This window comes from Gelria sp. Kuro-4 (assembly GCF_019668485.1).
Taxonomy (GTDB): domain Bacteria; phylum Bacillota; class DTU030; order DUMP01; family DUMP01; genus DUMP01.
The window spans coordinates 2,516,751-2,536,283 of record NZ_AP024619.1 but is presented as its reverse complement, the minus strand read 5'-3'; the positions used below and the strand labels follow the sequence as shown (position 1 = coordinate 2,536,283).

Here is a 19,533-nt window from a genome sequence, read left to right as displayed (position 1 = left end):
GTGACGAACTCTATAGTGTGTGGTTGAATCATCCGTGCAGGGGGAAGGTTTGGTGCTCAGGAGATGCCTGGCGTTTTTTTGTTGCCTGCTGTGGCTTAGCGTGTCGGCCGTCGTGATAAGCGGCGTCCCCGCCCGGGCGGCGGGGAGCGCCATTAAGCTCGTCATCAACGACCGGTTGGTACAGCCGGACGCACCGCCCGTTCTAAGAAACAATCGGACCCTGGTGCCGCTGCGGGTAATCTCTGAAAACCTGGGTGCTCAGGTGGGCTGGGATAACAGGACGCGTACGGTTACTGTGGCAGGGCCCGGCCGTGAGATCCGGCTGGTTATCGGCCGGAGTGAGGCCTTGGTAAATGGCAAGGCCCAGAAACTCGATGCCCCCGCGGTTATTATCAGCAACCGCACGTTTGTGCCGCTGCGCTTCATCGGCGAGGCCTTGGGGGCTGAAGTCGGCTGGCAGGAAAAGACCAGGACGGTTTTTGTCAGCTCCCGGCAGGCTGAGATCACTGCCGTCCGCGTGCGCCGGGAGGTAGGCCGCGAGGTGGTGGCCATTGCCGGCAGCGGGCCGCTCAAAGGGAGCGCGATTCAGCTGGGGGCTACGATTACCCTCAAGTTGCCGGGGACGCTCCTGAAGATGGCCCCCGGCCCCGTGCCCGTGGGCGACGATCCCTTGGTAAAGAGCATCGCCGTGGCGGCCGCCGGGACGGAGAAGGAGCCGGCGGCCCAGGTGGTGATCGAGCTTAAGGAGGCAGGGCCCTTTACCTTAAGTTCGGGCCCGGGGGAGCTTACGGTGGGCCTTCCCCACCGCGTGACGGCGCTGGAATATGTACAGGTGCCGGGCGCGGAGGTGCTCAAGGTGCACACCAGCGGGCCGGTGGCCTATACCGTACAGCAGCTGGGGAGCCCCGACCGCCTGGTGCTGGACCTTCCCGGGACGGTGCCGGCGGCGGCTGCGCCGCGGGAAGTGCCGGCGGACACGGCGCTCACAGCGCGCGTGCGCCTGGGGGAGGGCGCGGGGGGAACCAGGATCGTGCTCGACCAGAACAGGGTGACCAAGTTCAAGGTCAGCGCCACTCCCGAAGGTGTGGAGGTGCGCCTGGCGGCGCAGATCACCGCTCTCTCGTACAACCGGGGGCCGGGCGGTGGCGAGGTGCACATCCAGGCGACGGGACCCTTGGCGTATCACGAAACGCGCCTGGTCAACCCCGAGCGGCTGGTTTTGGACTTTAGCGGCGCTGTTTTGGCGGTGGACAACCCTACGGTCAAAGTAGGCGATGCCACGGTGCGGGAGGTGCGGGCCGGCCAGTTTGCCGTGGATCCCGATGTAGCCCGCGTGGTGGTAGAGCTGGCTGCTTACGTCCGCCACGAGGTGGTGACCGGCGCGAATCCGGGCGAACTGGTCCTTCAGATAGTCTCCAGCCCGGTGGCCGGCCGTTACATCGCCGTGGATGCCGGGCATGGCGGCGCCGAGCCGGGGGCCATCGGGGCCGGCGGGCTCATGGAAAAAGACGTCAACCTGGACATCGCCCGGCGGGTGGCGGCGCTGCTTCGGACGGCGGGGGCGAAGGTGTACATGATCCGCGACGGCGACACCACCGTCGATTTCCGCGTGCGCCCGGATATGGCTAACAAGGCCGGCGTGGAGGCCTTCATCAGCATTCACAGCAACTCCTTTACCGATACCAGCAAGCGCGGCACCGAAGTGTATTATTACCAGGACGGCCGGGCCGGGCAAGAGCTGGCGGAGGCCATCCATGCGGCACTGATACCGATCCTCGGCCTACCGGATCGCGGCGTGCGCACGGCGAATTACAACGTGCTGCGCTACACGGCCATGCCGGCTGCCCTGGTGGAAGTGGCCTACATCTCCAACCCCACAGAAGAAAAGCTCCTCGCTGACCCGGCCTTTCGCGAAAAGGCGGCCCAAGGCATTTTTGCCGGTATCCTGGCGTACTTCCGCGGTAAGTAAAAACCGGCCGTGGGCGGAGTGAACTCTCAGGCGACTTGTCGTGCGCCCTCTTTCACGCTAGAATAAGAGGGCGGGGTCCGGAGCGCAGGAAGGAACTCCTGCCCCGGACCCCGAAGTATTATGAAAACCCGGCAGACCAGGCAGAAATTAAGGCAAGGAGGGGCACGTCGGTGGCGCTGGAGGGCATCGTGGGCTATCTCTTCATCTTCTGCGCGCGGGTCGTCGACATGTCCTGTACAACCGTGCGTACCATCCTGTTGGTACGGGGACAACGCCTGATCGCTGCAGTGATCGGTTTCTTTGAAGTCTCGGTTTACATCCTGGCCCTCAACCAGGTGGTGGGGAGGCTCAACAACCCGCTCAATCTCTTGTTTTACGCGCTGGGTTTTGCCACCGGTAACTATGTGGGCAGCGTGATTGAGGAGCGCGTTGCCCTGGGGTTTGTTACCGTGGAGATTATCCCGACGCGCCCGGATTCCAGGCTGCCACAGCTGCTGCGGGAAGAGGGCTTCGGTGTCACCTGCTTTCCCGCCGAAGGCAAGGAGGGGGAGCGGCTGGTGCTGCACGTATTGCTCAAGCGCAAACGGCTGCCCCATCTTTTGGATACGTTGATGCACCAGGATGAAAAGGCGTTTTATTCGATCATGGACGCGCGTTCAATTCACGGCGGGTTCTTCGGACGACAAGGGAAGTAGTGGGGGTGGGAAGGGTGACCTTCGTCATCGCACGCAAGAACGGTATCCCCATTTACGTACAGCTGAAAAACCAAATCAAGGACCTGATCCAGCGCGGCGTCTGGGCAGCGGGGCACCGGCTGCCCACCGAAAGGGAGCTGGCCGGCCAGCTGGGCGTAAGCCGTAATACTGTGAGCCTGGCCTACGCCGAGCTCGAGACGGAGGGTATCCTTGCCCGCCGGCAGGGTTCGGGGACCTATGTCCTGGCGGGAGAGGGCAGCGTGGGCTCGACCGGCCGCCGGGAACGCCTGCTCAAGATTATCGACCTGGCCATCGAAGAGGCGTCGCACATGGGGTTTTCCATCGACGATTTTACCGCCATCATGCTTCTCAGGGTGCGGGAGCGCAAGGAGGTACTGGGGCGTCTGCAGGTGGCCTTTATCGAATGCAACCGCGAACAGCTGGATTACTTTACCCGGGAGCTGGAGCTGGGGTCGGGTGTGTACATCCACCCGCTGCTTCTGGCCGACCTGCGTGCGGCACCGGAGGAGGCCCGCGAGCGCCTGGGCCGGATGGACCTGGTGGTTACTACCTTTTATCACCAGGATGAGGTACGCGAACTGGGGGTACCGGCGGACAAGATCCTCGGCATCGCCCTGGAGCCGGACGTGTCCAGCATTGTGCGCATCGCCCGCGTCCCGCGGACCAGTACTTTGCCGGTGGTCTGCCTGTCGCCGAGTTTCGGCCGCAGCATCACCGAGGCCCTGGCCGCTGCCGGCCTCAGCTTTGCAGCCATGCCGGTCATTACCACGCGCAGCAGTGAGGAGCTGCTGCCGGCCCTGAGCGACGTCGGGACGGTGGTCGTTTCGCCGGGGCGCAAGAAAGACGTGGAGGCGGTGGTGCCGGCGGGGACCGAGATCGTCGAGTTTGTGTTTCATCCCGACGCCGGATCCATCACCATGCTGAAAGCGGCGCTCCTCAGCGCCGGCGGCGCGTCGGCGGCCCCGACGGCGGTGCAGAGAAATGCTTGAGGACTTCTGCGCAGAGCGCCGGAAACTGGCGCGTTCTTTTCCCCTGCCGGAAAAGGACGAAGTCCTGGAATGGCTGAAGGCGCACCGGCCGCGGCAGGGGAGCGGGGCGCGGCCGGCCTGGGGCGTCAGGGTGAACGCCGGCGGCGTGCCCGGCGGGATCAGCCTCGCCGAGGGGTGGCGGCCGGGGTGTGCTTTTGTTGTCCTGGCCGCTCCCTGGGTGGACAGCCCGGCCAGCGGGACAGGGCTCAGCGCAGACCTGCTGCACGAGAGGATTAAGGGGCTGCGCGGCGGCGTCGCCGCCTTCCCCGTGGAGTGGGGGCTGGAGCTTACGGGTGCGGACCCGCGCCTTCCCGCAGAGGTCGCGGCGGCCGCGGGGCTCTTAACCTGGCGGGGCGGGCCGCTGGAGAGCTACCTGGTCCTGGGTCGTACGGGAACCTTTCCCCAGCTGGTGGAGCACTGGTCGTACGTGGAAGGCCTGGCCCAGTTTTACGGCGGAGCCGGTGCCAAGGTGCGGCGTGAGGTACGGGGACTGCGCGGCACGGCGCTGGTCCCGCCGGGCCTCGCCGTGGCGCTCGTCCTGATCGAGGCCGGCCTGGCCGTTGCGGCCGGCACCCGGGAGCTGAGCCTGGCCTACGCTCCCTGTGGCCACCTGCTGCAGGACGTGGCGGCCATGAACGCCCTGGCGCGCCTCGCGCCTCCCGGGCTTACGGTTGATGTCACCTGCCTCTTGTGGTCGGGCGGGGCCCTCACCGGTCACGGCGGCGCGGCGGCGGCCGCGGCCTGGACCGGCCTTACGGCCGTGCTCGGCGGAGCCGAGCGCGCCGAGATTGCTGCGCTCGATGGTCAGCGCAACCCGGGCGAGCCGCAGAACCTTCTGGCCCAGATGGCCGCGCTCGCCCGGCTGGCCGGCGACCAGCGCCGGGCCTTCCTTACGGCCGTGCAAAGGGAGGAGGAACTTATTGCGGCTGAGGCCGGCGCCATCGTGAGTCGGATTGAGGAACTGGGCGCAGGCGATTTGAGGGCAGGGGTTATGCCGGCCCTGGCCGAAGGCAGCCTGGACGTGCCGCTGGCGCCTTCCGGGGTCTGCCGGGGCCAGGTCCTGGCGGCGCGTGACCAGGAGGGCGCGGTGCGTTTCCTGGACACAGGTCACCTGCCGCTCCCGCCCGCGGCCAAGGAGTACCACCGCGCGCAGCTGGAGCGGCGGGCGCAGGCAGAAGGGCGCGAGCCGGGCGTTTCCATGGTTATCGACGACATTTATGCCTTAAACAAAGGCTTCCTGGTGGGGCGGCCGGAGTAAACGGGCGCATGCCGCAGGCGGCGGCGGTAAAGGCTAGAGGTGAGGCTGATGCTTTCGCAAAACCTTAAGGAAGCGGTCTATTTCGCCCCCCGGGGCAAGGAGCGGCTGCTCACCCTGGGAAACCACCTGGCGCAGCATTATCTAAACCCCAAGGACCGGCTGGTGGGCTTTATCGGTCTGGCCGGCACGGGCAAGTCGCTCCTCATCCGGGGCATGTTCCCCGGCCTGGAGCTCACCAACGATGACGAGAACGTGAACGTTCGTCCCCTCCCTTTGGTGCGCGATGTGCGCGAGGGGTCTTTCCGCAGCCACACCTACCACGTGGATGCCCACTTTGAGCTGGCCTTCGTTTCGCTCACCGAGCTGGTGGAGGCCGTCGCGACGGCGGTTCTGGCCGGGCGGCGGGTGGTGGTGGAGCACTTTGACATCATCGCCGCCGCCTTGCCGATGAATGCCGAGCTCCTCGTCGGCGTAGGAGAAGAGGTCATCGTCACCCGGCCGACCATTTTCGGCCCCCGGGCCGGCGAGATCGCCGGGCGCGTCTTCGCCTCCACCCGCTACCGCAAGATGGTGCACACGGCGGAGGACTTGACCGCTCTGGTCCTGGCGGATATGGGGGTGCCGCCGGCCAACTTTCACAGCGACATCTCCCACGGCTTTATCCTGGAGTATGTGGACAAATTGGAGGTAGACCTGGCTCAGGTGGAGCAGAAGGTGCACCAGTACATCGCCGCCGATCTGCCGGTGGCCTACCACGATGAGCAGCACATCAAGATCGGCGAGCGCCTTTTCCCCTGCACGGGGCCGCGCATCCATGTGGCGCGCACCGGTGACGTGCAGGGCTTTTCCCTCGTTCCCCGGTTGTACTTGGATCCGCTCAGCCGGCTTTACCTGTTGGTGGGTATGGTGGGCGGCGCGGAAAAAGGAAGAATGGAGGCAGCGAGCGATGCGGGCAGACGGCAGAAGGGTTGACGAAATCCGGCCGGTGGAGATTGTGCGGCACTTTACGCGGCACGCGGAAGGGTCGGTGCTCATCACCGCCGGTGACACCAAGGTGATTTGCACAGCCACGGTAGAAGACAAGGTTCCGCCTTTCTTGCGCGGCAGCGGCCAGGGCTGGATTACCGCCGAGTATGCCATGCTGCCCCGGGCCACTCCTGTCCGCACCGTCCGGGATGCCGTCCGCGGCAGGGTAAGCGGCCGCAGCCTGGAAATCCAGCGCCTGATCGGCCGCTCTTTGCGGCCGGCGCTGAACCTGCACGCCCTGGGCGAGCGCACCATCTGGCTGGACTGCGATGTCATCCAGGCGGACGGCGGCACCCGTACGGCGGCGGTTACGGGCAGCTTCGTGGCGCTGGTGGACGCTGTCAAGTACCTCTTGGGCCAGGGACAGCTTACCGCCTCACCCCTGGTGGACTACGTGGCCGCCACCAGCGTGGGAGTGCTGGAGGGCGAACTGCTGCTCGATCTTTCTTTTGCCGAAGATTCCCAGGCCGATGTGGACATGAACTGCGTTATGACCGCGAGCGGTACCATTGTGGAGCTGCAGGGCACGGCTGAGGCGGTTCCCTTTACCCGGGAACAGCTCGACCGGCTGCTGGACCTGGCGGCAAGCGGTATTCGCCAGCTGATTGCGGTGCAAAAAAGCGTCCTGGGCGAGGACGCGGCGCTGGTGGGAGGAGAGGGTTGATGGCCGGAGTACGCCTGGTACTGGCCACGCGCAATGCGGGCAAAGTGGCAGAGTTTCAGACGGCGCTTGACGACCTGGGCCTTACCATCCTCTCGCTTAAGGACTTCCCTGCGTGTCCAGATGCGGCGGAAGACGGCGATACCTTTGCGGCCAACGCCTTGATAAAGGCGCGGGCAGCCTTCACGTGCACCGGCCTTCCCAGCCTGGCCGATGATTCGGGCTTGGAGGTGGACGCCCTGGGCGGTGCACCGGGGGTCCACTCCCACCGCTTCGCCAGCCCGGCTGAGGACGATGCCGCCAACAATGCCAAGCTGCTCGCACTGCTTGCCGCCGTGCCGGAAGAGCAGCGCACGGCCCGCTTCCGGGCGGTGCTGGCCCTGGTGTGGGGCCCGGGGCGCGAGATCACCGTGGAGGGAACCTGCCCAGGCCGCATCCTCACGGCGGCCCGGGGAGCGGGCGGTTTCGGGTACGACCCGCTCTTTTACCTGCCGGAGCGCGGCCTTACCCTGGCGGAGCTGCCGGTGGCGGAAAAGAATGCGGTGAGCCACCGCGGGGCGGCCGTCCGGCGCCTGCGCCCGCTGCTGGCCGACCTGGTACGGAAAGGAGAACTCGGCTGAATGCGCATTGCCGTCGTCAGCGACAGCCACGGCTCTTGGCGGGAGGCCGAACAGGCGCTGGCAGCGCTGAAACCGCTCGACCTCTTGCTTTTTGCCGGCGACTACTACCGGGACCCCTGGCGCTGGGCGCAGCGGGAAAAGGTAAGGGTGGCGGCCGTCATAGGAAATTGCGACTGGGGAGCGCGCGGCCCGGAAGAAGAGCTCCTGGAGCTCGGCGGGACGCGCATCCTCCTTACCCATGGCCACCGGTACGGGGCCAAGTGGGGATTGGAGCGCCTCCTTTTCCGCGGGCTGGAGGCGGGGGTGAAAGCCGTGGTTTTCGGCCACACCCACGTCCCTGTGGCCACGTACGGCGAGGGCGGCCTGCTGCTTTTTAACCCAGGCAGCCCCAGCCATCCGCGCGGCGGGAACGGGGGCAGCATCGGGCTGCTCGAGGTGGAGCGCGGCCTTATCACTCCCCGCCTGTACAAAATCGACGAGCTTAAAGCCCGCCGGGCGGGACAGAGCGCGGCAAAAATCCACTTTGACGACCGCGACGAAATGAGCTATAATATATAACGCAGGCCGGGGCGTGGCGCAGTTTGGTAGCGCACATGGTTTGGGACCATGGGGTCGTAGGTTCGAATCCTATCGCCCCGACCATTTGGGATGTGAGAAGTGAGAGCGGTGGGAAGGGGAAAAGGCCGCTTCTCGCCGCGGTGAACGAGGAGAGCGCGGTGCTGCCGTTGGGTTGAGCACTTTGGGAATGAGCCATACAGGCGGGAGTAGCTCAGTTGGTAGAGCACCAGCCTTCCAAGCTGGGTGTCGCGGGTTCGAGTCCCGTTTCCCGCTCCATTTGCTTTTTCAGGGGTCCTGGTAGCTCAACGGATAGAGCAGCAGCCTTCTAAGCTGTCGGTTGGGGGTTCGAGTCCCTCCCAGGACGCCATTACCCTTGACGATAAAGCGCTTCTTTGCTATACTTACTCCGGTAACAAGCTTACATGGTGAATGTAGCTCAGCTGGTTAGAGCACCAGATTGTGGCTCTGGGGGTCGTGGGTTCGAATCCCACCATTCACCCCAAACAAAGTTGGCCAAGAAATCGCTGGCGCGGTTTCTTTCTTGGTCTTATACTGGGGCGTAGCCAAGCGGTAAGGCACGGGACTTTGGATCCTGCATTCGTTGGTTCGAATCCAGCCGCCCCAGCCAATTTTTATATCTTTGAGCGGATGTGGCGGAACTGGCAGACGCGCCAGACTTAGGATCTGGTGGGTGAGCACCCTTGGGGGTTCGAGTCCCCCCATCCGCACCACAGCGTGACCAGGTTCCCTCCCTTGGTGGAGGGTTTTTCTTTTGCACCAAAGGTGCATCCGGCTTTCTGCCGTCGCCCCACGCCCCTCAGCTCCTGATCTGCGGCCCGGCGCCGCCCCGGCAGGGCCGGGAGCGGCCGCAGCGGCCGCGATAGGCCGGGCGCTTGCCAGCGGCCCGCTCCCGGCGGGAATGTGCAGCCTTTCGCACCGTGCCCGTCGCAGGCGGGCCTTTTGGTGCGCTCCGCCCCTTCCTACTTGATTTGGGGGGCGCCGTTCGAACGGGCTCAGAGGGCGGCGAGGAAGCCGGCGGCGAGGGATGCCCGGACGGGGATGCCGAGATCCCGGCAGGCTTGGTCGAGGGCGAGGAGGCAGGTCAGGACGCGCTCGACGCGGGCGTTGGCGCCCATGTGGCCGATGCGCCAGACGCGGCCGGCCAGGCGGCCCCAGGAACCGGCAATCATGACTCCATACTTTTCCCACAGGTGCCGGCGCAACGCAGCGTCGTCCGCCCCGTCAGGGATGACGACGGCGGTGACGGTATTGGCCTCCGCGCCTTCCACCGGGTATACCTCCAACCCGGCTTGGCGCACGGCGGCGCGGGTGGCGGCGGCTATGCGGCGGTGCCGCTCGCTGAAGGCCGGCCCCTCGGCCAGCACGGCATCCAAGGCGGCGCCCAGGCCATAGATGTCGGACTCCGGTGGGGTGTAGGGGAACACGCCTTCACCGAGCCACTGCTTCTTCCATTCCAAGAGGTTGACATAAAAGCCGGGGATGGGGCTGGTGCGGCGCTCCATGGCCGCCCAGGCGGCCGGGGAAACGGAGAGCAAGGTGAGTCCGGGCGGGGCGGAGAGGCACTTTTGCGAGCCACCCAGGACGATGTCCAGCTTCCACTCGTCGGCAAAGACGGGGTCTCCGGGAGCGGAAGCCACGGCATCCACGATGCTGATGACGCCGCAGCGGTGAAAAATAGGCCCCAGCTCCGCCACCGGATTAAGGAGTCCGGCCGGGGTGTCGCAATGGACCACCGTGGCGGCCTTGATGCCGGGGTTTTGCCTGAGGGCGGCCTCCACCGCTGCAGGGTCGACGGGCCGGCTGTAATCGCCGCCCACGAGCACAGGCTCGCCGCCGTAGCGGCGCACAAAGTCGGCGAAGCCCTCCCCGAAGACGCCGTTGGTCACGCACAGCACCTTGTCGCCGGGTTCGACCACGGAGGCCACCGCGGCCTCCAGGCCCAGGATGCCTTCACCGGAGAGCACCAGCACATCGGAAGCGGTGTGCCAGACCTGCTGGATTTTGCTGCAGACCTCGCGGTAAAAAGCGGCAAATGCCGGGTCCAGGTTCGGGTTGGTGGCCGGTCGGGCCAGCGCGAGCCGCACTTCTTCTTCAATCATCGTGGGGCCGGGGGTCAGGATGAGACGGTTTTTCGGCAGCACTGCCAGCACCTCCTCAGACACTTCCAGTTATAATTCTTTCCTGCGGGCGGCGGTCCCTCCTTTGAGTAGCAACGTTTGCGGTAAAATTTTACCGGCCCTGCCGCCCAGCGGCAGGAGTTTCGGAAAACGGATAGAATACTGAATCAAAGCAAAAGGGAGTCAGAGGGAGAGCTTGAGCGGGAGGAGGCGAACTTGATGCCTGGCGAAAAGAAGCCAAAACCGAAACCGAAGGGAAAGTAATCAGGTAGGCTTCGCGATCCTTGAGCCCGCCGGCGTGCGGGCTTTTTTGGTCGGCGGGAGGGGAACTTTTTGCCGGGGAAACGCGTCATACTCTTGGAAGACGCTTGAGGAGGGAAGCAGCGTTGTGCGGTGGGGGCGGGGTTCGGGTTGTTGTCGGACGGCGACCGTGCTGGGGCCGCAGAGAAACTTTTGGGGCAGCCCCTGAAAACCCCTTGACCGGCGGCGCGGGTATGTGGTAAAATCACTCACAAATCCATCGGCGAAGACAGGGATAGTAGGCCGGGAAAGGGCTAAGAGAGCCGCCGGTTGGTGGAAGGCGGCCCCAGACTCCGCCGAACCTCACCCTGGAGCCCCCCACCGATACGTAGGCTGGGGCGCTTCTTCCCCGTTAGCGGAAGCCGGCCGGGCGTACCCGGGTACGCCCGGCCGTGATGAGCGGGCCGGCTCAGCCGGCCAAGCGGAGTGGTACCGCGGAGGATAAACCCTTCGTCTCCTTGGGAGGCGGAGGGTTTTTTGTACGGCAGGATGGGAGTGCGGTGCCGCCGCCGGCGGCTTCCGGGAGTCTTGTCCGGTGGGAAAGCAAGGACACACCCAGGAATAGACTACGGTTAAAGGTGAAGACAGGGAGTAACGACCAGGGGTACGGGTTTAGAGAGAGCCGCCGTTTTGCTGCAAGGTGGCACCCGCCCCAGCCGTGGCTCGCCCTGGAACTTCCGGGCTGAAGAAGTAGGTCCGGACGGCAGCCCCGTTAGCGGCCAGAGTGGTTCTGCGCGGTGGGCGTGAGCACCTTCCCGGTGCCCGGCTCAGCCCGCGCGGAGCAAAAAGAGTGGTACCGCGGCAAAGCCTCCGCCTCTTGACGAGGAGGCTTTTTTACTTGCATGAGGGAGGTGCTTCTTGATGGCGGACAACGGTAAACCCGTCATTATCTTTGACACCACGCTGCGCGACGGTGAGCAGTCGCCCGGCGTGAGCCTGACTGTCTCCGAGAAACTGGAGATCGCCCGCCAGCTGGCGCGGCTGAAAGTGGACGTGATCGAGGCCGGGTTTCCCATCACTTCACCTGGGGATTTCGCGGCCGTCCAGGCCATCGCCGCCGAGGTGAGGGGGCCGGTGATCTGCGCCCTGGCACGGGCGGTACGGCCGGACATCGAGCGGGCCTGGGAAGCCGTTGCGGCGGCCGCGAAGCCGCGAATTCACACCTTTATCGCCACCTCGCCTATTCACATGAAGCACAAGCTCCGTAAAAGCCCGGGCGAGGTGTTGAAGGCTGCGGTGGCGGCAGTGGAGCTCGCCCGGTCCTTCACGCCGGATGTGGAGTTTTCTGCCGAAGACGCTACGCGTTCGGACCCGGAGTTTCTGATCGAGATCTTCAGCGCGGTAATCGCTGCCGGGGCCACCACCATCAATATCCCGGACACCGTGGGCTACACCACGCCAGAGGAATTTTACCGCCTGATAACCTACCTGCGGCAAAAGGTGGCCGGGGCCGACCGGGTGGCCTTCAGCGTACACTGTCACAACGACCTGGGCCTGGCGGTGGCCAATTCCCTGGCAGCCGTCGCCGCCGGCGCGGACCAAATCGAGTGCACGGTGAATGGCATCGGCGAGCGGGCGGGCAACGCTTCACTCGAAGAGGTGGTCATGGCCCTCCGGACGCGGGCGGATCAGTACGGGCGTCCGGCCGGCGTTCACACCCCGGAGATCTGCCGTGCCAGTGCGCTGGTGGAACGCCTCACCGGCATGCCCATCCAGCCCAACAAGGCCATCGTGGGGGCCAATGCCTTCGCCCATGAGTCGGGGATCCACCAGGACGGTGTCCTCAAGGAGCGGACCACGTATGAAATAATGCGCCCGGAGGATGTCGGACTTTCTGCCGGGCGCCTGGTCCTGGGCAAGCACTCGGGTCGCCACGCCTTCCGGGAGCGCCTGGCAGCGCTGGGCTACAACCTGAGCGAGGCCGAACTGGACCGCGCCTTCGCCCGTTTCAAGGAGGTGGCCGACCGCAAGAAGGAGATCGGCGAGCGTGATCTCGAGGCCATCTTACAGGCCGAACTTCCGGCCGAGACAAGCGAGCTTGTCCTGGAATCGTTCCAGGTGACGAGCGGCAACCGGACGGTTCCCATGGCGACCGTAAGCGTTTTGCTGCGCGGGGAAACGCGCTCTGAGGCGGCCACCGGCAACGGCCCTGTACACGCCGTTTACCAGGCCCTTAACCGCGCGGTCGGGCTGAGCCCTGAACTCCGGGAGTACGCGCTCAAAGCGGTGACGGCGGGCGGCGATGCGCTGGGGGAGGCCACGGTCCGGCTGGGGTGGGAGGGAGGTATCTACACCGGAAGAGGCCTCGCTCCCGATGTGGTTGAGGCTTCGGCCCGGGCCTACGCCACGGCTTTAAACAAGCTCCTTAACGCTCGCCGAAAGCCGGGCGGGAAACCTGCCGCCCTGGCGGAAGGGGCCCGCTGAGCAAAACACACGGGGAGAGGGGATAACCAAGTGGGTCTGACGATAACAGAGAAGATCCTGGCCGCCCACGCCGGGCGGGAGGAGGTCAGGGCCGGGGAGATAGTGAGCGTCAAGATCGACCTGGCCCTGGCCAACGACATCACCGGGCCGGTGGCCATCCAGGAGTTCTACGGTATGGGGGCCGAGACGGTCTTTGACCGCGAACGGGTGGTGCTGGTTCCCGATCACTTTGTTCCCAACAAGGACATCAAATCGGCCGAACAAGCCAAAGCCCTCCGGACCTTTGCCCGCGCCCAACACCTCACTCACTACTTCGAGGTGGGGGAGATGGGGGTCGAACACGCCCTGTTGCCGGAGCGGGGCCTGGCGCTGCCCGGCCAGGTGATCATCGGGGCGGACTCCCACACCTGTACCTACGGCGGCCTGGGGGCGTTCGCCACCGGGGTCGGCAGCACCGACCTGGCGGCCGCCTGGGCGTTGGGGGAGACCTGGTTCAAGGTGCCGGAAACCCTGCACTTCATCTATTACGGACAGCTCCCTCCCTTTGTGAGCGCCAAGGACCTCATCCTTTACACCATCGGCCGGATCGGGGTGGACGGCGCCCTCTACCGGGCCATGGAGTTCAGCGGCGAGGCCGTCGCACAGCTTTCGGTGGAAGGGCGGCTCACCCTGTGCAACATGGCGGTGGAGGCCGGGGCGAAAAACGGCATCGTGGCGCCCGATGCCACCACCTTGGCGTACGTCAACGCGCGGGCCGCCTGGCCGTTTAAGGTCTACGCCAGCGACCCGGACGCCAGTTACGCCGGCGTGTACGAATGGAACGTAACGGAACTGGAACCCCAGGTGGCTGTACCCCATCTCCCTTCCAATAGTAAAAACGTGCGCGAGCTGAGCGACGTGACCATCGACCAGGTAATCATCGGCTCCTGCACCAACGGCCGTCTGGAAGACCTTAGGGTGGCGGCCCGGCTCCTGGCCGGCCGGCGCGTTCACCCGGAAACGCGGCTCATCGTCATCCCGGCCACCCAGGCCGTTTACCTGGCCGCCCTCAAGGAAGGGCTGCTTGAGGTCTTCCTGGCGGCAGGGGCGGCCGTTTCCACGCCCACCTGTGGTCCCTGCCTGGGCGGGTACATGGGTATACTGGCGGCCGGGGAGCGGTGTCTCGCCACCACCAACCGCAACTTCGTCGGCCGCATGGGCCACCCCCAGAGCCAGGTGTATCTGGCGAGCCCGGCGGTGGCGGCGGCTACCGCCGTGCGCGGGCGGATCACCCACCCGGCGGAACTGTGACTCTGCGTCAGGCGATGGGAGGAGGAAATTATGATGCAGGAAAAGCTGAGCGGCCGGGTCTGGAAGTACGGCGACGACATCGACACCGACCGCATCATCCCGGCCCGTTACCTCAATACCTTTCAGCCGGAGGAACTGGCCCGGCACTGCCTGGAGGACCTGGACCCGGCCTTTGCCGGGCGGGTGAAGCGGGGCGACATTCTCGTGGCCGGCAAGAACTTCGGCTGCGGCAGTTCCCGCGAGCACGCGCCGCTGGCGCTCAAGGCAGCGGGCCTCGGTGCCGTCGTCGCGGCTTCCTTTGCCCGCATCTTCTACCGCAACGCGATCAACATCGGCCTGCCCATCTTTGCCTGTCCGGAAGCCGCCGAGGAGTGCGCAAGCGGGGACGAGCTGGAACTCGATCCTGCAGGCGGCACCATCTACAATAAAACCAAGAACGTCACCTACAAGGCGGCTGCCTTTCCGCCTTACATCCAGGGGATTCTGGACGCCGGCGGGCTGCCGGCCTACGTGCGGCTGCGCCTGGCGGAAAAAAGAAAGGAAGCGCGGCCCCCGCTGGCGCGCATTGCGGTCCTTAAGGGCGACGGCATCGGCCCCGAGGTGGTGGAGGCCGCCCTCCTGGTCCTCAGGCAGGCGGAGGCCCTGGCCGGGCGGGCGCTCTTCAGCTTCCGCGAGTACGCGGTGGGCGGGGCCGCCCTCGACCGGGAGGGTACGCCGCTGCCGCCGGCCACGCTGGAGGGTGCCCTGGCCAGCGACGCCGTGCTTCTGGGGGCGGTGGGCGGGCCGCGCTGGGACAACGAGCCGCCCGAGCGGCGCCCTGAGAAAGGGCTCCTCGAGCTGCGGCGTGCCCTCGGCGTTTTCGCCAACCTGCGCCCGGTCCAGGTGAGCCCGTACCTCAGCGCCTGCTCACCGCTCCGGCGCGAAGTGGTGGGCGCGGGGGTAGACCTTCTGTTTGTGCGCGAGCTTACCGGTGGCGCCTACTTTGGAGCCAAGGAACGCGGTGAGATCCGCCCCGGCGAACTCCAGGCCAGCGATGCGATGGTGTACACCGCCTCCGAGATCCGCCGCGTGGCGCGGCTGGCCTTCCAGCTGGCGCGCAGCCGCGCGCGGGAAGCGGGCCGCCGGCCGCGCCTTACCTCCGTGGACAAGGCCAACGTACTGGCCACCTCGCGCCTCTGGCGGGAGGTGGTGAACGAGGTGGCGGACGCCTTCCCCGAAGTGGAGGTGGAGCACCTGTATGTGGATGCCTGCGCCATGCGCCTGGTGGCGGCGCCGCAGGAGTTCGACACCATCGTCACCGAGAACCTTTTCGGCGACATCCTCACCGACCTGGGCGGGGCGCTGACCGGGTCGCTCGGGCTCTTACCCTCCGCCAGCCTGGGCGAAGGCGGCCCCGGCCTCTACGAGCCCGTGCACGGCTCGGCCCCAACCCTCGCCGGGCAGGATAAGGCCAACCCGGTGGGCACCATCCTGGCGGCCGCGCTGATGCTGCGCCACTCCCTCAACCTGCCGGCTGAGGCCGCCGCCATCGAAGCGGCCGTGGCCGCCACCCTGAGCGCAGGGATCCACACGCCGGACCTGGCCCTGGGGGCGGGTACCGGCACCGGCACCCAGGCCTTCGCCTGGGCCGTGGCCGAGCGCCTGGAGGAGTTCTGGCCGCAGGCCGGCCGCACCGCTCAGGCCTGATCCGCCCGGCAACCGCCCAAGCTGAGCGGAAAAGACCCGGGCGCCCATCTCATGGTCTGGTAGTGTAAACTTCTAGTAGGCGAACAGGAGATCGTGTGTGAGATGTAGAAAGAGAGATCTCACACAGGGTTGGTCTTGGAACCCTTGCAGGTTGGAGCGCAGAATGATAAAATTAGCTAGATACAGCGTTCAATGCCGTATCTCTCCGGACCTTTAAGTCCCGGTGCCCACCGGGACTTCGCTTTGTTCTGGCATGAAAAAGGCAGGCCCGCCGGGGAAGGCCCGCGGGTGGGACGGCCGCGGAAGAAGGAAGGGCCGGGTGTGGTGTGTACTGTGTTTCTTGAAGCGCCTAACTGAAGGAGAATTTTCCTACGCGTAGAAGTTATACTACGTGAGGTGAATTAAGAATTTGTCCCGGTGCCTCTGGCGCTTGTAGTACAATTGCAGGCTAGGAACATATAAATTTGGTGAGGAGGTTTCCCATTGGACGTCAGGCTGGAGCAGTTGGAGAAGAACAAGGTGCGCCTGGAAGTTGAAGTTGAAAAAGACAAAGTGAACGCCGCCATTGCAGCGGCGGCGCGTTCCCTGAGCCGGCGGGTGAAGGTGCCTGGCTTCCGCCCGGGGCGTGTACCGCGGCCCATTCTCGAAGCGCGGCTGGGCAAAGAGACCATTTACGACGAAGCCTTGGAGCTGCTCGTCCCGGAGGCCTACAGCCAGGCCGTGGAAGAGCAGGGATTGGACCCCATTGACAAGCCTGAGGTGGAAGTGGTTAAAATAGAGGAAGACCAGCCCCTGGTCTTTAAGGCGACCGTGGCGGTTAAGCCGGAAGTTAAGCTGGGCGGGTACAAGGGACTCCCGGTAAAGAAGAAAAAGGTGGAAGTTACCGAGGAGCAGGTGGAGGCCGTCCTTAAAGACCTGCAGGAACGACACGCCACCTTTGTCGCTTCCGAAGAGCCGGCCGCCCCGGGCGACCTGGTGATGGTGGACTTCAGTGCCACCGTGGATGGGAAGCCCTTTGAGGGGAGCCACGCTGAAAACATGCCGCTGGTGGTGGGCACGCCCGGCTACTTCCCCGGCCTGAGCCAGGGCCTGGAGGGTGCCCGCAAAGGGGAGACCCGCGAGGTGAAGGTTGCCCTGCCGTCCGACTTCCGCGTGGCGGAAGCGGCCGGGAAAGAGGCCGCCTTTAGCGTTACCGTTAAAGAGGTGCACAAGAAGAAGATGGCGGCGCTCGACGATGAGTTTGCCAAGGACGTCAGCGAGTTCAACACCCTGGCCGAGTTAAAAGACAGCATCCGCCAGCGCCTGACCGAGGTGGCCGAGCGCCGGGTGCGTGAAGATATGGAGAATCAGGCGGTGCGTGCGGCAGTCGCTGCTGCTGAGGTGGAAGTACCGGATGTCCTGGTGGCCCGGCGCGCCCACACGCTGCTGCACAACTTCGCCCACGAGCTGCAGCACCGGGGCCTCACCCTGGAGAAGTACTGCGAAATCAAAGCGACCACGCCCGAGAAGGTGGAGGAAGACTTCCGGCCGGCGGCGCTGGAGCAGGTGAAAACCGAGCTGGTGCTCGACGCCGTCGCCAAGGCGGAGAACCTGACCGTGAAAGCGGAAAAGCTGGAGGAGGCTCTGGACGCCATGGCGGCCGGCCAGAAGGAGCCGGAGAAGCTCAAGGCCCGGTGGGCGGGAGATGGTACGCGGGCGGCGTTGGAGCGCAGCCTCCGGCGCGAAGAGGCAGTGACTTTCCTGGTGGACCAAGCTCAGGTTACGGAAGTGGAGGCGCCCCAGGAGGCTCCGGGCGGGCCTGCCGCGCCGGAAGCGGCGGCGGAGGCCGGCGCAGCCGGGGTCGGCGATTAAACCCCGCTTCTTTCGGGTAAACTTGCGTTATGTCGGCAGAGGCTTGCCTTTAGGGTTTGTTAAGAACTCCCGGGGGGTGGACACATGACAACCTTGGTACCGATGGTGGTGGAACAGTCCAATCGGGGTGAGCGGGCCTACGACATTTATTCCCGGTTGCTGAAGGATCGTATCGTTTTTTTGGGCGATGCCATTGACGATGCGGTGGCCAACACGGTTATCGCTCAGCTTCTCTTCCTTGAGGCGGAGGACCCGGATAAGGACATTTTTCTTTATATTAATTCCCCTGGCGGGTCGGTGCCGGCCGGCCTGGCGATTTACGATACCATGCAGTACATTCGCCCGAGCATCAGCACCATCTGCATGGGCCTGGCGGCCAGCATGGGGGCGGTGCTCCTGGCGGCCGGCGCCAAGGGCAAACGCTACGCCCTGCCCAACGCGCGCATCATGATTCACCAGCCCCTAGGCGGCGTACAGGGCCAGGCGGCGGACATCGCCATTCACGCCAAGGAAATCCTCAGGATGCGTGAAGTGCTGAACAGTATCCTGGCCAAACACACCGGGCAGCCGCTGGAGCGCATCCAGCGCGATACCGACCGCGATTACTTCATGTCCGTGGAGGAAGCCAAGGAATACGGGCTTATCGATGAGGTGATGGTGCGGCGAGGTGTCAAGGTGTAAAGGGGGGAAACCATGTTCAAGTTCAACGACGAGAAGGGCCAGCTCAAGTGCTCCTTCTGCGGCAAAACGCAGGATCAGGTGCGCAAGCTCGTGGCCGGCCCCGGCGTCTATATCTGCGATGAGTGCATAGAGCTCTGCAACGAGATCATCGAAGAAGAGCTCTCGGATGACCTGGAGCTCGAGCTGAAGGACATCCCCAAGCCGAAGGATATCGCCGCCATCCTTGACCAGTATGTGATCGCCCAGGACCGGGCCAAGAAGACCCTTGCCGTGGCTGTTTACAACCACTACAAGCGCATCAACGTTGGTTCCCGGGTGGACGATGTGGAGCTCCAAAAGAGCAACATCATCATGCTGGGCCCCACGGGCTCCGGTAAAACCCTGCTGGCGCAGACCCTGGCCAAGATCCTGAACGTCCCCTTCGCCATTGCCGACGCCACCTCGCTCACCGAGGCGGGGTACGTGGGCGAGGACGTGGAGAACATCCTGCTCAAGCTCATTCAGGCGGCCGACTACGACATCGAGAAGGCCGAGAAGGGCATCGTTTACATCGACGAGGTCGATAAGATCGCCCGCAAGTCCGAGAACCCTTCTATCACCCGCGACGTCTCCGGCGAGGGTGTGCAGCAGGCGCTCCTCAAGATCCTGGAGGGCACCGTGGCCAGTGTGCCGCCCCAGGGCGGGCGCAAGCACCCGCACCAGGAGTTCATCCAGATCGATACCACCAACATCCTCTTCATCGTGGGTGGAGCCTTCGAAGGGATCGAGAAGATCATCCAGAACCGCATCAGCCAGAAAACCCTGGGCTTCGGTGCCGAAATCCGCGGGAAAAAGGACCTTAAGGTCGGCGAGATCCTGCGGCACATCCTGCCGGAAGACCTGCTCAAGTTCGGGCTTATTCCGGAGTTCGTCGGTCGCGTGCCGGTTATCGTCACGCTCGACGCCCTCGACGAGGAGGCTCTGGTGCGCATCCTCACCGAACCCAAGAACGCCCTGGTGCGCCAGTACCAGAAGTTCTTTGAGCTTGACGGCACGAAGCTCGAGTTTGATCCGGAGGCGCTCAAGGCCATCGCCGCCGAGGCCATCAAGCGCAACACGGGCGCGCGCGGCCTCAGGGCGATTCTGGAAGAGATCATGCTGGATGTGATGTACGACATCCCATCGCGCAGCGACGTGGTGAAGGTACAGATAACGCGGGACACGGTGGAAAAGCGGGAGCCGCCCGTGGTGGTGCTGCAGGAGCGCAAAGGGCGCAAGCGCGAAGCATCGGCATAAAAGGGTGGGAACAAGGGCGCGTTTGATCGCGCCTTATTCTTCTCGGCCGGTT

15 protein-coding genes and 6 tRNA genes are annotated in these 19,533 nt (G+C 65.0%); 20 read left to right on the top strand and 1 reads right to left on the bottom strand.

Going from position 1 to position 19,533, the window contains the following annotated elements; all coding sequences use genetic code 11:
• The first annotated feature begins 52 nt into the window (after positions 1–52).
• From K5554_RS12705 to K5554_RS12640, 14 genes are all read left to right on the top strand, one after another.
• The gene (locus K5554_RS12705; RefSeq protein WP_221038826.1) at positions 53–1,969 is read left to right on the top strand and encodes an N-acetylmuramoyl-L-alanine amidase family protein; all 1,917 of its coding nucleotides are present in this window, start codon (positions 53–55) and stop codon (positions 1,967–1,969) included.
• 170 nt (positions 1,970–2,139) lie between these two features.
• Positions 2,140–2,664 (top strand): DUF2179 domain-containing protein, encoded by a 525-nt coding sequence (locus K5554_RS12700; protein WP_221038825.1) that lies wholly within the window; start codon positions 2,140–2,142, stop codon positions 2,662–2,664.
• Positions 2,665–2,678: 14 nt separating this feature from the next.
• The gene (locus K5554_RS12695) at positions 2,679–3,674 is read left to right on the top strand and encodes a GntR family transcriptional regulator (protein WP_221038824.1); all 996 of its coding nucleotides are present in this window, start codon (positions 2,679–2,681) and stop codon (positions 3,672–3,674) included.
• On the top strand, positions 3,667–4,971 hold the full coding sequence (locus K5554_RS12690) for a hypothetical protein (RefSeq protein WP_221038823.1): 1,305 nt from the start codon (positions 3,667–3,669) through the stop codon (positions 4,969–4,971). Before K5554_RS12695 ends, K5554_RS12690 begins: the two co-directional genes overlap by 8 nt.
• Positions 4,972–5,019: 48 nt before the next feature.
• On the top strand, positions 5,020–5,943 hold the full coding sequence (locus K5554_RS12685; protein ID WP_221038822.1) for an alanine-tRNA synthetase second additional domain-containing protein: 924 nt from the start codon (positions 5,020–5,022) through the stop codon (positions 5,941–5,943).
• Entirely contained in the window at positions 5,918–6,661 is a 744-nt protein-coding gene (gene rph / locus K5554_RS12680; RefSeq protein ID WP_221038821.1) for a ribonuclease PH, read from the top strand. The genes K5554_RS12685 and rph overlap by 26 nt, the downstream gene beginning before the upstream one ends.
• Positions 6,661–7,278 carry an XTP/dITP diphosphatase gene (locus K5554_RS12675; protein ID WP_221038820.1) on the top strand — a complete coding sequence of 206 codons (618 nt, stop codon included), beginning with the start codon at positions 6,661–6,663 and terminating at the stop codon, positions 7,276–7,278. Before rph ends, K5554_RS12675 begins: the two co-directional genes overlap by 1 nt.
• Positions 7,279–7,836 (top strand): metallophosphoesterase, encoded by a 558-nt coding sequence (locus tag K5554_RS12670; RefSeq protein ID WP_221038819.1) that lies wholly within the window; start codon positions 7,279–7,281, stop codon positions 7,834–7,836.
• A gap of 7 nt (positions 7,837–7,843) precedes the next feature.
• Positions 7,844–7,920: transfer RNA gene (locus K5554_RS12665), tRNA-Pro, on the top strand.
• Positions 7,921–8,036: 116 nt separating this feature from the next.
• Positions 8,037–8,112, top strand: a tRNA-Gly gene (locus tag K5554_RS12660).
• 15 nt (positions 8,113–8,127) lie between these two features.
• Positions 8,128–8,203, top strand: a tRNA-Arg gene (locus K5554_RS12655).
• A 58-nt stretch (positions 8,204–8,261) separates the two neighbouring features.
• Positions 8,262–8,338: transfer RNA gene (locus K5554_RS12650), tRNA-His, on the top strand.
• A gap of 51 nt (positions 8,339–8,389) precedes the next feature.
• Positions 8,390–8,464, top strand: a tRNA-Gln gene (locus K5554_RS12645).
• A 16-nt stretch (positions 8,465–8,480) separates the two neighbouring features.
• Positions 8,481–8,567: transfer RNA gene (locus tag K5554_RS12640), tRNA-Leu, on the top strand.
• A 282-nt stretch (positions 8,568–8,849) separates the two neighbouring features.
• Here the strand turns inward: K5554_RS12640 and K5554_RS12635 are convergent.
• The gene (locus K5554_RS12635) at positions 8,850–9,998 is read right to left on the bottom strand and encodes an alanine--glyoxylate aminotransferase family protein (RefSeq protein WP_221038818.1); all 1,149 of its coding nucleotides are present in this window, start codon (positions 9,996–9,998) and stop codon (positions 8,850–8,852) included.
• 1,137 nt (positions 9,999–11,135) lie between these two features.
• Here K5554_RS12635 and K5554_RS12630 point away from each other — a divergent pair.
• From K5554_RS12630 to clpX, 6 genes are all read left to right on the top strand, one after another.
• Positions 11,136–12,698 (top strand): 2-isopropylmalate synthase, encoded by a 1,563-nt coding sequence (locus tag K5554_RS12630; protein ID WP_221038817.1) that lies wholly within the window; start codon positions 11,136–11,138, stop codon positions 12,696–12,698.
• Between the two features lie 30 nt (positions 12,699–12,728).
• Complete coding sequence (leuC, locus tag K5554_RS12625; protein WP_221038816.1) at positions 12,729–13,988, top strand: 3-isopropylmalate dehydratase large subunit; 1,260 nt, start codon at positions 12,729–12,731, stop codon at positions 13,986–13,988.
• A 30-nt stretch (positions 13,989–14,018) separates the two neighbouring features.
• The gene (leuB, locus tag K5554_RS12620) at positions 14,019–15,674 is read left to right on the top strand and encodes a 3-isopropylmalate dehydrogenase (protein WP_221038815.1); all 1,656 of its coding nucleotides are present in this window, start codon (positions 14,019–14,021) and stop codon (positions 15,672–15,674) included.
• A 483-nt stretch (positions 15,675–16,157) separates the two neighbouring features.
• Positions 16,158–17,525 carry a trigger factor gene (gene tig / locus K5554_RS12615; RefSeq protein ID WP_221038814.1) on the top strand — a complete coding sequence of 456 codons (1,368 nt, stop codon included), beginning with the start codon at positions 16,158–16,160 and terminating at the stop codon, positions 17,523–17,525.
• Positions 17,526–17,609: 84 nt separating this feature from the next.
• Complete coding sequence (clpP, locus tag K5554_RS12610; protein WP_221038813.1) at positions 17,610–18,206, top strand: ATP-dependent Clp endopeptidase proteolytic subunit ClpP; 597 nt, start codon at positions 17,610–17,612, stop codon at positions 18,204–18,206.
• A 12-nt stretch (positions 18,207–18,218) separates the two neighbouring features.
• Positions 18,219–19,481: an ATP-dependent Clp protease ATP-binding subunit ClpX gene (gene clpX / locus K5554_RS12605; protein WP_221038812.1), complete on the top strand. Its 1,263-nt coding sequence runs from the start codon at positions 18,219–18,221 to the stop codon at positions 19,479–19,481.
• Positions 19,482–19,533 lie beyond the last annotated feature (52 nt).

Bases quoted from the DNA above. Each gene is read 5' to 3' on its own strand.
- K5554_RS12690 (WP_221038823.1), top strand. From the start codon at position 3,667: ATGCTTGAGGACTTCTGCGCAGAGCGCCGGAAACTGGCGCGTTCTTTT.
- clpX (WP_221038812.1), top strand. From the start codon at position 18,219: ATGTTCAAGTTCAACGACGAGAAGGGCCAGCTCAAGTGCTCCTTCTGC.
- clpP (WP_221038813.1), top strand. From the start codon at position 17,610: ATGACAACCTTGGTACCGATGGTGGTGGAACAGTCCAATCGGGGTGAG.
- rph (WP_221038821.1), top strand. From the start codon at position 5,918: ATGCGGGCAGACGGCAGAAGGGTTGACGAAATCCGGCCGGTGGAGATT.
- leuB (WP_221038815.1), top strand. From the start codon at position 14,019: ATGATGCAGGAAAAGCTGAGCGGCCGGGTCTGGAAGTACGGCGACGAC.
- K5554_RS12675 (WP_221038820.1), top strand. From the start codon at position 6,661: ATGGCCGGAGTACGCCTGGTACTGGCCACGCGCAATGCGGGCAAAGTG.
- K5554_RS12630 (WP_221038817.1), top strand. From the start codon at position 11,136: ATGGCGGACAACGGTAAACCCGTCATTATCTTTGACACCACGCTGCGC.
- K5554_RS12685 (WP_221038822.1), top strand. From the start codon at position 5,020: ATGCTTTCGCAAAACCTTAAGGAAGCGGTCTATTTCGCCCCCCGGGGC.
- K5554_RS12670 (WP_221038819.1), top strand. From the start codon at position 7,279: ATGCGCATTGCCGTCGTCAGCGACAGCCACGGCTCTTGGCGGGAGGCC.